Source organism: Xenorhabdus sp. BG5 (assembly GCF_015163665.1).
In the GTDB taxonomy this organism is placed as follows: Bacteria; Pseudomonadota; Gammaproteobacteria; order Enterobacterales; family Enterobacteriaceae; genus Xenorhabdus.
Genome location: NZ_JADEUG010000052.1, coordinates 1 through 13,643, shown reverse-complemented (window position 1 = coordinate 13,643; position 13,643 = coordinate 1). Strand labels below are relative to the sequence as shown.

Here is a 13,643-nt window from a genome sequence, read left to right as displayed (position 1 = left end):
CGTTACTTGATGGCAAACGGGTCTGGGCAGAAAAGAATCTGAACCAGATTTAACCTGACAGACACCTGTATAAATAACCGGTAGCTGTCAGATCAAGTCTAAGCCAATACACGTTATTCTTCACAGATGACGTAATCATAGATTTTATCATTGATAACGTGTTCAAATCCTTCATCTATATTCACGGCGTAATGTTCATCTCTCCCTTTTTCATCTTTCCCTACTGTGTCAGAACGGTAGGAGCGATGTTCGGGCCAACCAAATTGGTTATGCATGGCATTGTTTGGATGGGCACGGTACAAAGCCATCAAATCTTCTTTTGTTGGCAACTTGCTATGTGTTTTCTTACAGTACCATGCGGCCCCTATTTCACGACGTCGCGGCCACATTTCGCCATTTTCGGAATAAGTGTCATTTGCGTTTAAATGATTAGCCATTAGCTCTGCTTGCACCCGTGGTCGCTTAAAGACAATGCCATTTTCAGCCACTACGGTATCAGGCATATGCCCCCAAAAATTGGCTACGGGAACGTCTGGGCTAGTCACTACAGTAAAAATGACGTCTTTAGTTTGTGGCGCAGCAGTACCATCCGCCGAGATAGACAACGTCGTCTTCACACCAGATCCGTTCGGATCGGTCACGGCAATAGACAAGACACCTTGATCATCCGTGAACCCCTGATATACACCTGATTTGCCGCTAAGTAAGGCTGTGATTTTATGACTGGCATTCTGGCGATTCAGCGCTTTAATAGCGTTAACTCTGACGGCTACATTTCGGGCTGTCTGTTCGTGATTTAGCGCTTTGATTGTCAGTATGATCGGTTCTTGTTTTTTTACCTTATCAGCACTGACCGTGATCATCATGTCATCGGCTAGCCCTCTGACAGTGCCTCCTTTTCCACCATCATGAGTGTGGTTCCCTTGATCGGCACTCATGCTAGTATCAACGCGCTGTGTATTACCGATCATATTCATTGTATTTTTTGCCTGGACAGCAATCTCTTTCACCCTACCGGCATCCGACAGTGTCAATGTATAGGCAGGGATCTTGCCCGATTCTGTTACTGTATGACCTTTGGTCAGGTCAATATCGCCCTTATTGCCCCATACATAGATCGATTTATCCGTTGGGTCACCATGATTAGGATTAAAGGTATAAGTTGCACTTAATTTCTGGCCCATCTCTAACTTGCCAACTATGGACAAATTTTTAATGAGTGGTGCATCAGGATGTACGAACATGATCTCGACGGGCTTGATGATAATACCTTCCACTTCCGGCGTAATTTTCAGTACCCCGATCTTTTCGCCAGCAGTGAGCTGGGATTCATAGACACCCGGCTGGACCTCTTTCATTTTATCGATCTTCGGATCGCTGCCATTTCCACTTAACCCACTTGAGACCAATTTGATGTCTGAGGCAACTCCACGGATGGATTTGTCATCCTTATCTTTCAAGATTAATGTCAAGAGGGTGGTGGAATGATCATCAGCCAATAGCTCTTTGTCTTTTGCTGAGAAGGTGGATTTATTAGCATTAACTGTAGCGGGAAGCACTTGTACTTTCATTGCAGCTCGTTTGGATGCATTACCGTGCTCATCGTAAGCAATGGCTCCCACCGTGTAGGTATTGTTGCTTTGGGCTTGATATTTTGGCAAGGTCAACAAATAGTGTGTACCACCTTGATGTTGGAGCTTGCCACCATTGGCAAAAAAATCTGCCGCATCCCACTCAATATTTTTAAACCCATATTTACTATTGACACTGATATGGAGAGGTTTGGTATCTCTGGCATGGCCAATAATCAGGTTATCTATTGCCAGAGAGATCACTTCACGTTTGCGGTATTCCAAAACGATCTTATTGTTGCGATCGACTAAATCATAGCGGCTGCCTTGCAGAGAACGCTTAAATGTTACGGTATCTGGATCAATCTGTTTGGCCCACGGTGTACCAATTTCATAATTTAGTTCGATATTGAACTGAGTTTCCCCACCACCAGACATATCTTGTTTGCGGTCGATACCGAAAGTCAGCAATGGGATAGGTGTATAATTAACCCCAAAAGTGAAGGCAGCAGGGTCTTTCTTGCGATGATCTTTACTAATAAGACCGACTTCATCCCCGAAATATTGCTCATACATCAACTTGCCACCGAGTTGTGGTAACGAAGGCAAATAACCTTGTGCTTTCAGATCGAAGCCATTGGCAGGGCGTTCATCATAATCAGTCAAAAGGCGGGATTCTTTCCAATTACTTAAGCGAATATAGCCGTTAGCCGCCAATTTCAGGTAATTGCGGGCATATTCTGCGCCAAGGCCGAGCCGGCTATTATCGCCAGTGATATCGTGGTCAAAGAAAGCATTGTAGCCCAGCATCCAGTCATCAAAAAAATGGCGTTGTCCAAATCCAATATTGGCGGTATTGCGTTGATCGATATGGCGCAGGCCGAACTGGGTAAAAAACATCTGATGATAGGTATCATACAACGGCAATAGCATATCAAATTGGCTGTCACTCAAATGGCCATGACTATCTATATTGAGTTGTACACGCGTTGTGCCGTAGCGTCCCAGCCAATTTTGAATTTTCTGATTGGCTTCTCCCACCGCCAAACTGCTTAATTGACTTGCGGCATTATTTTTAATGTCGTCACTGGCCAGCAACTGGCCAATGCGAGAGGAAATCTCAGCCAGAGGGTTAGAATTTTTGGTTGTATTGGCTGTCATAGACGTCTTGTCTTCTGTAGCAGTTTTGTCTAATGAAGATTGCTCTAATGAGGGGGGCTTTAATGAAGATTGTTTTAATACAGGCTGTTCTGATGAAGATATTTCCAATGAGGAATAGTTAAAAGGCAGAAATTTATTGTTACGGGGTTTTGGAACATCAATCTCACTACCCATTCCGAGTGCGGTAAAAGGTTTATCGAAGGTACGCAATTGGTTGATTTTTTTTAAATCGGAGACAGTTAAACCATAACGTTTGGCGATGATCCTGACTGTTTCCCCTGATTTCAGGACATAAAGCTCTGTTGGTAAAACCCATTTTTCATTTTGAAAAGTTGGGGGTGTTTTGGCAGCAACGATCGCGGGGGTGAATGCTCCAGCAATTGGGAACGCGAGTTGAGCAATAATGTTCACCCAAGCTACACGTTGCACCAAACTTTGTTGTTTATGTAACAACTGCGGCTGATCGGATTTTTTGTTCATATCTATAGACCTGTAACAATAAAAAATACCATACGATAGCCAACAGTAAACCTATCCATTTCAGGATATTATTTTCTGTTTACTGCCTGCCATGAGTCGTCTAATCAGGGTGAAAAATGCCATATAAGTGCACAATAAAGGGATGACAACACCGCATTACTTGATTTGGGATATCACAAAATAGTTAAAAAATTTAACTTATTAGTTAACAATCAGATTATTGATCTGCTGTTTTGTTTTTATATGGTTTTTTATTCCAGCATAAAATCATTTATTGATCAATATAACTTTCGTTATCAATACATTCTGAATTAGGTTGATATTTAACCCCTGTTTTACTTAAATAATTAAGTAAAAATAAATAGTTATCATTTTGTTTTGTATTATCTTGGTGCTTTTTCAGATTTAGAATAAAGACAGGGTAAATCATAAGGGAGCATGATGTATTTCGGCTTATTTTTTCTATTTTGTCATAGAATCAAATCAATAGTTCATTATTAAAATGAATATCTGTCGAGAATATTTGGAACGGAAAAATAGTATTTATTTTTTACTTTATTAATATATGAGAATTTATAGCGGTAATTATAGTATGCAATTTTATTGCACAATTGATTCCTATTTTCGCCGTTCTTTTATTCTCTTTTTTTATTATCAATATTTACCCTGGATGAAAAAGGATTATAGAGGCTAATTTATTCTGTTTATTAACTTAATTAATATAAAATTTATTCAACTAATTATTTTTATGATTACTATTCAGTTTTATATGATTATACCAATCTAACTTCAAGATGCGTGTGATTTCATAGCGTGTTGTAAATTGCAACTTGAAGTTTAATGCGTATATGTGCTAAATGTTTTGTTTTTGTTAAAAAACATCATGCTATTATCATAAGAATTTATAACGATATGGCCTTTATTTATTGGCGTTAATTGGTTTATGGCAAGATTTATAACTGACAAGGGCATTTTTCCCAGAGGTGCTAAGATTTAGTAGTGGAGAGTGTTTAGGCTGGATTAAAACCTCTGCTCAGCTTTTACTGATACGGTAACTGGTATTGAATTAGGATTTTGATTCTATTAAAAATTTGACCTGATAGTACGCTTAGGGCTTGCAGAACATAATGAAGAAAAGAACACTTTTCACAATCTTACTGATTATTTTTCTCATCGCAATGGCTGTGCTTTTCCGTTCCCATAGCCAGGAACTCTTGTTGCAGGGAGAGGTTGATGCGCCGGAAGTGATTATTGCGTCCAAGGCTATGGGGCGAGTTGTTCAAGTTCATGTTGAACGAGGAGAAAGTGTCAACGTCGGGCAACGGATGGTGAGTCTTGATAGCCCTGAACTGGCGGCTAAAGTTGCCGCGGCGCAAGCTGTACGTGATCAAGCTAAAGCAAAACTTGAATTATCCCTGCACGGGACTCGTGAGGAGAACATTCGAAATTTAGAAGCTATTCTTGCCCAGGCTCAATCAGGATATACCAATGCACAGCGTGAATTTAATCGTCTCAAAAATATGTCAGCCAACGGTTATGTATCTGCCAGCGTTTTGGATAATGCGCGCAACGCACGGGATATTGCCTATCAAAAAATGCTGGGAGCTAAAGCCGATCTGGATGCAGGAAAAAATGGCGACCGCATAGAGTTAAGACAGCAGTTCCAGGCGGCATTGGATGAAGCAGAAGAAAAACTGCGTGAACTGAAAATACAGCGTGATGATCTGCAAGTCAAAGCGCCTGTTGATGGCGAAATCGGGCCATTGCCAGCAGAAGTTGGTCAACTTTTTAATGCTAATAGCCCGTTGGCGACACTGGTACGTATTTCACAGGCTTATTTTGTCTATAACTTGCGTGAAGATATTTTGGCGCACGTTCGCAAGGGAGACAAAATTAAATTACGTGTACCTGCACTGGGTAATAAAGAGATAGAAGCTGAAATCCGTTATATCGCCCCGATGGGGGATTATGCGACGAAACGTGCAACCCGAGCGACGGGAGATTTTGACTTGAGAACGTTTGAGGTTCGGTTATATCCATTGCAACCCGTTGATGGCTTACGTCCGGGCATGAGTGCCTTATGGCTTTGGAATAAGTAAGGTATAAATAAGGGTGCCTGATGAATAGAAAAGCTGCGTGGAGCAGTTTTGAACAGGAATTTACGCGGGAATTTAGTACTGCACTGCACAGTCCGGTTTTTCACTGGTTAGGATGGCTGTTCCCTTTGCTGCTGTTTATCTTAATTAGTGCTAATTTTTCAGAAGGAACACTGTTTAATTTGCCTGTTTCGGTTGTGGATAATGACCAGAGTGTGCTGTCACGCACCTTTATCCGTAACCTGGATGCTGCCCCCCATGCAAATATTAAGTCTTATGACAATAGCTTGCCAGAATCTATAGAGCGTTTGCGCAGAGCGCAGGATTACTCCCTACTTTATATCCCAGAGGATTTTGAAAAAGATGCGCTAAGTGGAAAACAGCCGATGGTGAGTATGTATTACAATGCCCTGTTTTATGGTGCAGGTCGCTACTCGACTCAGGATTTCAGCGGATTGGTGGCGGAAACGAATGCAAAATACCGTGTAATCATTGCTTCTGAAATAGGCCGGCAGTTACCTCCATTAGCAAAAGCAAACATGTCCTATGACAGCTTGTTTAACGCCAGCGGCAGTTATATTTATTACCAGCAATTTGCGGCAACCATTCATCTATTACAACTTTTTGTCGTCACATGTACTATCTACACCATGGCCAGAGGAAGTCAGCTCTTGGAGGCCAAATATTTCGTCGGGGCATTGTTGGGAAAATTGGCACCTTATACCTTGATGTTCACACTGCTATTGATGGTAGAAATTACGATACTGGTTATTTCTTCGGGAGCAAAAGTCGCGGGTAATCCAGTGTACATGCCTATCGTAGGATTTTTTTATGTGATTGCCGCGCAAAGCATTGGTCTATTGCTGTTTTCCTTCACTAACAGTGTCATAACAGCCTACACCTTGATTGGGATGTTGGTCAGTATTGCGATGACATTTTCTGGCATGCTCGTACCCGTACTTTCTATGGTATGGCCCGCAAGAGTTATCGCTACTCTTGAGCCATTAACCTATGCTTTGCAGGCTATGTTTGACATCTTCCTGCGGGAAGTGTCACTACAGATTATTGTATCTGTTTGCCTGATATTGATGATCTATCCTGTGGTTTGTGGCCTTTTGATTCGCAATCGCTTGTGGAAGCGACTTAATCGATCAGAGGAAACCGTTAATGGCAAGTAATGGGCAAACAAATTGGACGTTGTATTGGCAAACACTGCGCGATGTATTTTTGGGAATGCTGGAAAAACCCATGTGGTTGCTATTGATGGTTTCGTTATGTGTAATGAGCCTGGTTTACATTCGTCCTTCTGTGTGGGATTTACCGATCGCAGTGATCGATAATGATCACAGCTATGCGAGCCGCACGCTAATCCGTAATATTAACGCCATGCCAAAAGTAGCCCCCAAAATCTACAATAATCTCGATAACGCCCGTCGTGACATGTTACAACGAACCATCTTTGCTATTATCATTGTGCCGGTGGATTTTGAAAAACGTCTACTGAGTGGACAGAATGTCACCGTGCCGGTTTATGGTGATGCGACAAATCGTCTCGCCAATGGGCAGATTCAGCACGATTTAGCGCTGGCTTATCAAGAACTTTTGTCAGAATACAATGGCAAATTACTTTTGCAATCGGGTTTCAGCATTGAGCAGGTGAAAACTTTGCTACAACCGATTCGAAGTGAAACTATTGGGTTATTTAATCCGGGTGTCAGCTATGCTGCAATCATATTTCCTGGTTTATTGGTCATGCTGTTGCAACACTCCCTATTAGTCGCTTGTGTTCGTGTCAGTATTACCCTACGGGAAACACCCAAAGGTAATCCACCGCTGCCAGTCTATTTAGGAACATTGTCCGCTTTGATCCCTATCTGGTTATTTCTGTCAGTGATCTTTTTTATTCTGTGGCCGTGGATATTGGGGTATCGGCAAGATGCACCGATTTATCTCGTGCTTTTACTGACATTCCCATTCCTGTTGACGGTATTGGGATTGGGAAAATTGGTGACAGAATGTCTGCGTAGCGTGGAAATGATTTATTTAACGCTGGCTTTTATTACCACGCCAATCTTCTATATTTCAGGCACAATTTGGCCGCCCCAGGCAATGCCTGAGTGGGTCAGAGTGATTTCATTGGCATTACCCTCGACATGGGCGACAAAAGCGATAGCAGGGGTTAACCAGATGGGATTACCGTTGCACAATGTGTACAAAGATATCGGCATGATGTTGTTGCTTGGCGTAATGTACATGGTGTTGGGTATTTTGGTTGGTATGCTGCGCAATAAAGAATTTCGTTGTATTATCCAGCGTATTAAGCAGTTCTTTTCATCATAATATTCACAAAATCATATCCATAAAGAAGCAAACAGGGATATTTGATCATTCAAATGCGACATGTCTGTAGGGTTGTTGCGATTCGTTCTGTAGACGTTTTTTAATAAGGGATTTATCATCGAATTTCCCATTGTAAGCAACGCCTTTTCTCTTTAATCTTTTTCCTGATACATTGCTTTTCAGCATCGTTTGGGTTGAAGGGAATACCAAATTGGGACTACATGTGAAAAATCAGATGGATTCCATTGAAGTGGGATCTATGCCATCCATCCTTCGCTTTGATCTATTGCGTCTGGTTGGATTGATCAAAGCGGGACAGAAAGAGGGCGCTGATCAGAACGATCGCGCGTTATCGTCATGTTAATCAGGGTCGAAATTCCTGTCGATGCTATGGGGATTGATCGTTTGCTGCGTCAATCTTTTGAAACATCGGCAGAAGCTGAGTTAATTCATCAACTAAGAGAAGATGGTTTATTGACACTAGGTATTGTTGCGACCGACGATGAAGGTCATGTGATTGGTTATGCCGGTTTCGCGCCTGTTGATATCAATGGTGAAGATCATCAATGGGTAGGTTTGGCGCCATTGGCTGTGGCGGAACAATATCGTAGTCATGGACTTGGCGAAAAATTGGTTTATGAAGGACTGGATAGTCTGAACGAGTTTGGCTATGGAGCGGTTGTTGTGTTGGGGGAGCCTGAATACTACTGCCGTTTTGGTTTTAAACTTGCTAATGAGTATCAAGTATATTGCCAATGGCCTGATTGCGAGAGTTACTTCTTGATCTATCCCCTGGCTGATATTTCGCAGGGAGACAGTCATGGTCTGGTTACTTACCCTGCCCATTTTGATCACCTGTGGGCATAATCTGAGTGAAAAATTTCTCAGGTGAACCGATTTTGGTTAAATAAGTCGTTATGCAGAGAGGCTGGTCAATAACTAGCCTTTCTTTTTGTTGTTTACTCAGTTTTTTCACGCGATATTCCATTTTCAATGCTACTCCTTTATTTCCTACCTGACTTTGATAGACCAACGTCAAGGGATCTTTCCCTCTTAGGCATTTTGCGCCTTTTCCGGCTGCATGTTGCATAAATCGACGAGATATATTGGTCGTTATTCCGGTATACAGACTGCCATCCCGTGTTCTGATCAGATAGATATGCCAGTTAGATACGTTAATATTCATTATTTATTTTTAATTATTTTAATAAGTTAATTTATGTGGGAAATTAATTCACATTTCAGTGATAAGTGTGATTATAAGCCAAGTTTTTGATGATTTCTAAATATAACTAAATGAATTTATTAAAATGTATGTCATTTGTTAACCAGTGTTAGTGTTTTTTATTCAAAAAAATTGAAAAAATATAGCAATAATTGCTAATTATAATATTTTGAACAAGCGTATAACATGCTCACAATTACAAGAAATTAATCCCATGTTAAAAATGAGTAGAGGATCAAAACATGAAAAATGTAAAAAATATTGTCGCTATTTTAGCATTAAGTGCGGCTTCTTTCGGTTCTTTTGCGGCCACTGAAGTTCAAGTTGCTAAGGGAGAAAAAATTGGGATTGTTTCAGTTAGTGGTGCAGCGACACTAGATAGTCTGACCGCAAAGTTATCCAAAAAAGCTGATGAAGCTGGCGCAACCTATTTCCGTATTGTGTCTGCAAATGGTCAGAATCAACTCAATGGAGTTGCCGAACTTTATAAATAATTTATAGTATTTCTATACAAACCTCAGGGTTGATTGAGTCAAATACAGAACACGTAGCTGGATAAGACGACTGCCGTGTTCTGTTATGACTTGAATAAAATAACGGTATGGAAATATATGGATTTAAATAAAGAAATTTTAATGATTTGTCAATATCTTGCCAGACAGCATGTATTCACTCTTTGCACTTCTTCAGATCAGGATTTATGGTGTGCGAACTGCTTTTATGTCTTTGATGCTGATAGCATGGCATTCTGGTTTATGACGGAATCTGATACCCGCCACGGTCAGATGATGCAAAATAATCCCAGCGTTGCAGGTACTGTTGCTGGCCAAACACGCAATATCGCCCAAATCAAAGGTGTTCAATTTCGTGGTGAAGTCATTTCATTGGCAGGTGAAGCCGAAACTATCGCCAGAGCACGTTATTGTCGCCGTTTTCCCATCGCTTTGACGGCCAAGTCCCCACTCTGGCAGCTCAATATCAATGAAATCAAAATGGTGAATAATACCCTCGGTTTTGGCAAGAAATTGCATTGGCAGCGTTAATTTTCCTATCATAAATAGTGGATAACCTGATTATGGCTGCCTCGCCAAATTAACGCGGGATCAGACAGCGCTTGTTCAAACTTCCCATCCACAACCGCATGAACGTAACTGATCACTTCTTGTTGAATTCCACTTAATTCATTGAGGACATAACCTGTCCATAGCCAGATATCCTTATCTGGGCATTCTTCCCGTACACGTTTAACCAGTTGCAGTATGCGGCGAACATTATGAGGATGCAGCGGATCGCCGCCAGACAGTGACAGACCTTGCCGTTTAATGCGGTGATCTTTTAGGTCGGCGATGATCTGATCTTCGGTTGCTTGCGTAAAAGGCTGCCCTGAATCGACTCGCCATGTACTTTGATTGTAGCAGCCACGGCATTGATGCAAACAACCTGACACGAACAGCGTACAGCGGGTTCCGGGGCCATTCACCACATCAATTGGATAATATTGATGATAATTCATGCTATTAACCTATCTGCCCATTGGCGAGATGTTTCACGCGGCGTTTCACTTCTTCCTGTTTACCTGCATTGAATGGACGGGCATCCGGGCTACCAAGGTAACCACAAACACGACGAATAACTGAAACATGGGCTGGATCATGGTTACCACATTGGGGGCAAGTAAATCCTTTGCTGGTACAGGCAAATTCTCCGGTAAAGCCGCATTGGTAACATTCATCAATGGGCGTATTGGTGCCATAGTAAGGCACCCGTGAATAACTGTAGTCCCAGACATCTTCCAATGCTTTCAAATTATGTTGCAGGTTGGGATACTCGCCGTAGCAAATAAAACCACCGTTTGCCAATGGCGGATAGGGCGCTTCAAAGTCCAGCTTATCGTAGGGATTGACCTTCTTTTCCACATCCAGATGAAAGCTGTTGGTGTAATAGCCCTTATCGGTGACACCCTGGATGATACCAAACTCAGCGGTATCCAAACGGCAGAAGCGGTCACATAAATTCTCGCTTGGTGTACTGTACAAACTAAACCCATAACCCGTCTCCAGCTTCCACTGATCGACGGCCTTACGTAAGCGTTTAACCATCGCAATGGCTTTCTGCTGGCGCTGTTCATCATCAAACAGATGAATATGATTGCCATATAACGCATTTATCGTTTCATGAATGCCGATATAGCCCAATGAGATAGAAGCACGACCCTGTTTGAAAATATCGGCAATATTGTCACCCGCTTTCAGGCGTACACCACAGGCACCTTCCATATAGAGGATCGGGGCAACGCGAGCTTTAGTCTTTTCGAGGCGAGAAATTCGGGTCATCAGTGCTTTTTTAGCGAGTGACAAGCGTTGATCTAAAATTTGCCAAAAATCAGCTTCATTACCCTTGGCTTCGAGCGCAATGCGGGGAAGATTCAGGCTGATAACACCTAAATTGTTACGCCCTTCGTGAATTTGCTGACCGTTTTCCTCATAAACGCTGAGAAAACTGCGGCAACCCATTGGCGTTTTAAATGATCCTGTTACCTTAATCACTTGATCATAATTGAGAATATCGGGATACATGCGTTTACTGGCACATTCCAGGGCCAATAATTTAATGTCATAGTGGGGATCACCAAATCGGTGATTCAATCCATCACGAATGGTAAAAACCAGTTTGGGAAAAACGGCGGTCTTGCGGTTTTTTCCTAAACCCGCAATGCGGTTGCGCAAAATTGAGATTTGGATCAAACGGGCTTCTTTGGTTGTTCCCAAGCCGAAGCCGAAAGTGACAAACGGCGTTTGTCCATTAGCGGTATGCAGCGTATTGACTTCATATTCCAGGGACTGGAAAGCGTCATAACACTCTTTTTCTGTGCGGGCTTCTGCATAGGCAACTTGATCAGCAATATTCCACTCTTTGGCAATGGCCAGATGCTTGTCATAACTGGCTTTCACAAAAGGAGCGAGGACTTCATCAATGCGATTAATGGTTGTACCGCCATAAATGTGGCTAGCAACTTGCGCGATAATCTGGGCAGTGACCGCGGTGGCGGTAGAAATGGATTTGGGCGGTTCAATTTCCGCATTGCCCATTTTAAAACCGTTAGTCAGCATGCCCTGCAAATCGATCAGCATACAGTTGAACATAGGAAAAAACGGGGCGTAATCCAGATCATGATAGTGAATTTCTCCTCTATCGTGTGCCTGCACCACATCATGTGGCAGCATATGCTGCTTGGCATATTGTCGGGCGACAATTCCTGCCAATAAATCGCGCTGGGTTGGAATGACCTTACTGTCTTTGTTGGCATTTTCATTGAGAAGAGAGAAATTGCTTTGCTCGATCAGGCCCCGAATTTCTTGATCCAATCGATCATGCCATGCATGGGAATCCTGTTCGCAGGTATTGTCCTTATTCATGTCATCCTGTTGCGTTACAACCATTTTCACAATATGGCACCTCAATATGTTATCCACAGCAAAAATGAGATGAAGTTTCACTTTTTGTTTTGATGTGGATAATTTCGTGTATAAATACTATATGTAGTGTATTTATTATATTAAAGCACAATATATAGATTTTATAAGTCAATATACAACCGAAGAAGTTGATCTAAGACAAAGAAAAAGAGGAAAACCGGATGGGAATATCAACCCTGATACCGACGTTATCAGGGCTGAGAAAACGACAAATTAGCGACGAACGGCGATAGCTTCGATTTCGATTTTTACGTCTTTTGGCAGACGGGCAACTTCAACGCATGAACGGGCAGGGAATGGCGCATTGTGTTCAGCGAAGAACGCTTCGTAAGTTGCGTTCACGGCAGCAAAGTCATTCAGATCCTTAACAAACACCGTGGTTTTTACAATATCAGCCACTTTCAAGCCAGATTGTTCAATAATTGCTTTAACATTTTCCAAGGATTGGCGGGCTTGAGCAGTCACTTCTTCAGGGATGGCACCGGTTTTTGGATCAACAGGGATCTGGCCGGAAGTGATAACCATGCTGCCCAGATCAACACCCTGAACATAAGGTCCGATGGCTGCTGGTGCATTTTCGGTATGGATAGAACGTGACATTAGAAACTCCTGTTTAACGTCTAAATGGAAAAAAATTTCTGGATCGCCATTATAGTGATCCTCTGCCCCTCATCAATTGATACAGGACATTCTTAAACGGCCTGGCGATCAAACTCTTTCTCACAGTACTTACAGCGCAACACTACATCGTCTTTTTCTGACATAACATAGAAGCTGCTGTTGACCGGTTCATTATGGCTGATGCAATTGCTATTTGGGCAGACAAGAACACTGTCGATCCGGTCTGGCAAGTTGATTTGCATCTTTTTGACCACAACGTAATTCTCAATATTATTGATTGTGGCATTGGGCGCATACATGGCGAGCTGGTTTGCCTGTTGTTCTGTCAGAAAGGTGTTTTCAATCTTGATCAGATCCTTTTTACCTAAATGGTTGGAAGGCAGATTCAGGCCAATAGTAATGCGCTGGTCTGTTTCGGTGAGTTTGAACAATGACAATAACTTAAAGCCGACATGGGCGGGGATATGATCGATAACCGTGCCACATTTAATAGCTTCTACTTGTAGTTGATGGTCTTGGGTCATGTTATGTCATGAATACCGTTTTGGTATTCCTCCTTCAGATAAATAACTTTTCAAAATGGTAGGAGTGTCGAAGAAACTCAGTCCAATTTTTGCGAATTTTGATTTTCCACAAACAAAAAAGCAAAAGAGAGGACTGAGTCATGCTTATC

13 protein-coding genes are annotated in these 13,643 nt (G+C 42.1%); 7 read left to right on the top strand and 6 right to left on the bottom strand.

Annotation, left to right across the window (positions count from 1 at the left end; translation table 11 throughout):
• Positions 1-113: 113 nt before the first annotated feature.
• Complete coding sequence (locus IQ209_RS17285; RefSeq protein WP_193852433.1) at positions 114-3,212, bottom strand: inverse autotransporter beta domain-containing protein; 3,099 nt, start codon at positions 3,210-3,212, stop codon at positions 114-116.
• 1,127 nt (positions 3,213-4,339) lie between these two features.
• On the opposite strand from IQ209_RS17285, the gene IQ209_RS17280 reads away from it, so the two are divergent.
• The 5 genes from IQ209_RS17280 to IQ209_RS17260 all read left to right on the top strand — a co-directional run bounded on the left by IQ209_RS17280 (position 4,340) and on the right by IQ209_RS17260 (position 8,515).
• The gene (locus tag IQ209_RS17280; protein ID WP_193852432.1) at positions 4,340-5,311 is read left to right on the top strand and encodes an HlyD family secretion protein; all 972 of its coding nucleotides are present in this window, start codon (positions 4,340-4,342) and stop codon (positions 5,309-5,311) included.
• A 20-nt stretch (positions 5,312-5,331) separates the two neighbouring features.
• On the top strand, positions 5,332-6,486 hold the full coding sequence (locus IQ209_RS17275; RefSeq protein ID WP_193852431.1) for an ABC transporter permease: 1,155 nt from the start codon (positions 5,332-5,334) through the stop codon (positions 6,484-6,486).
• Positions 6,476-7,648, top strand: a complete 1,173-nt coding sequence (locus tag IQ209_RS17270) for an ABC transporter permease (RefSeq protein WP_193852430.1) — start codon at positions 6,476-6,478, stop codon at positions 7,646-7,648. Before IQ209_RS17275 ends, IQ209_RS17270 begins: the two co-directional genes overlap by 11 nt.
• Before the next feature lie 223 nt (positions 7,649-7,871).
• Positions 7,872-8,012 carry a hypothetical protein gene (locus IQ209_RS17265; RefSeq protein ID WP_193852436.1) on the top strand — a complete coding sequence of 47 codons (141 nt, stop codon included), beginning with the start codon at positions 7,872-7,874 and terminating at the stop codon, positions 8,010-8,012.
• On the top strand, positions 8,006-8,515 hold the full coding sequence (locus IQ209_RS17260) for a GNAT family N-acetyltransferase (protein WP_193852429.1): 510 nt from the start codon (positions 8,006-8,008) through the stop codon (positions 8,513-8,515). The genes IQ209_RS17265 and IQ209_RS17260 overlap by 7 nt, the downstream gene beginning before the upstream one ends.
• Here the strand turns inward: IQ209_RS17260 and IQ209_RS17255 are convergent.
• Positions 8,478-8,828, bottom strand: coding sequence for a GIY-YIG nuclease family protein (locus IQ209_RS17255; protein WP_193852435.1), 351 nt, complete (start codon positions 8,826-8,828; stop codon positions 8,478-8,480). The genes IQ209_RS17260 and IQ209_RS17255 overlap by 38 nt on opposite strands.
• A gap of 287 nt (positions 8,829-9,115) precedes the next feature.
• Here IQ209_RS17255 and IQ209_RS17250 point away from each other — a divergent pair, with 287 nt between their 5' ends.
• Both IQ209_RS17250 and IQ209_RS17245 read left to right on the top strand, forming a co-directional pair.
• Complete coding sequence (locus IQ209_RS17250) at positions 9,116-9,367, top strand: YdgH/BhsA/McbA-like domain containing protein (protein WP_193852428.1); 252 nt, start codon at positions 9,116-9,118, stop codon at positions 9,365-9,367.
• Between the two features lie 117 nt (positions 9,368-9,484).
• Entirely contained in the window at positions 9,485-9,916 is a 432-nt protein-coding gene (locus tag IQ209_RS17245; protein WP_193852427.1) for a YhbP family protein, read from the top strand.
• Positions 9,917-9,924: 8 nt separating this feature from the next.
• Here the strand turns inward: IQ209_RS17245 and nrdG are convergent, their stop codons facing one another.
• From nrdG to pyrI, 4 genes are all read right to left on the bottom strand, one after another.
• On the bottom strand, positions 9,925-10,386 hold the full coding sequence (nrdG, locus tag IQ209_RS17240; RefSeq protein WP_193852426.1) for an anaerobic ribonucleoside-triphosphate reductase-activating protein: 462 nt from the start codon (positions 10,384-10,386) through the stop codon (positions 9,925-9,927).
• Positions 10,387-10,390: 4 nt separating this feature from the next.
• Positions 10,391-12,289, bottom strand: a complete 1,899-nt coding sequence (gene nrdD / locus IQ209_RS17235; protein WP_193852434.1) for an anaerobic ribonucleoside-triphosphate reductase — start codon at positions 12,287-12,289, stop codon at positions 10,391-10,393.
• A 273-nt stretch (positions 12,290-12,562) separates the two neighbouring features.
• Complete coding sequence (gene ridA / locus IQ209_RS17230; RefSeq protein WP_189760521.1) at positions 12,563-12,949, bottom strand: 2-iminobutanoate/2-iminopropanoate deaminase; 387 nt, start codon at positions 12,947-12,949, stop codon at positions 12,563-12,565.
• A gap of 92 nt (positions 12,950-13,041) precedes the next feature.
• Positions 13,042-13,494, bottom strand: coding sequence for an aspartate carbamoyltransferase regulatory subunit (pyrI, locus tag IQ209_RS17225; RefSeq protein ID WP_193852425.1), 453 nt, complete (start codon positions 13,492-13,494; stop codon positions 13,042-13,044).
• Between the last annotated feature and the right edge of the window lie 149 nt (positions 13,495-13,643).

Excerpts from the sequence above, each read along its gene's own strand:
- ridA (WP_189760521.1), bottom strand. The coding sequence starts at position 12,949 with ATGTCACGTTCTATCCATACCGAAAATGCACCAGCAGCCATCGGACCT.
- IQ209_RS17285 (WP_193852433.1), bottom strand. The coding sequence starts at position 3,212 with ATGAACAAAAAATCCGATCAGCCGCAGTTGTTACATAAACAACAAAGT.
- IQ209_RS17260 (WP_193852429.1), top strand. The coding sequence starts at position 8,006 with ATGTTAATCAGGGTCGAAATTCCTGTCGATGCTATGGGGATTGATCGT.
- pyrI (WP_193852425.1), bottom strand. The coding sequence starts at position 13,494 with ATGACCCAAGACCATCAACTACAAGTAGAAGCTATTAAATGTGGCACG.
- IQ209_RS17270 (WP_193852430.1), top strand. The coding sequence starts at position 6,476 with ATGGCAAGTAATGGGCAAACAAATTGGACGTTGTATTGGCAAACACTG.
- nrdG (WP_193852426.1), bottom strand. The coding sequence starts at position 10,386 with ATGAATTATCATCAATATTATCCAATTGATGTGGTGAATGGCCCCGGA.
- IQ209_RS17250 (WP_193852428.1), top strand. The coding sequence starts at position 9,116 with ATGAAAAATGTAAAAAATATTGTCGCTATTTTAGCATTAAGTGCGGCT.
- IQ209_RS17245 (WP_193852427.1), top strand. The coding sequence starts at position 9,485 with ATGGATTTAAATAAAGAAATTTTAATGATTTGTCAATATCTTGCCAGA.
- nrdD (WP_193852434.1), bottom strand. The coding sequence starts at position 12,289 with ATGAATAAGGACAATACCTGCGAACAGGATTCCCATGCATGGCATGAT.
- IQ209_RS17275 (WP_193852431.1), top strand. The coding sequence starts at position 5,332 with ATGAATAGAAAAGCTGCGTGGAGCAGTTTTGAACAGGAATTTACGCGG.
- IQ209_RS17280 (WP_193852432.1), top strand. The coding sequence starts at position 4,340 with ATGAAGAAAAGAACACTTTTCACAATCTTACTGATTATTTTTCTCATC.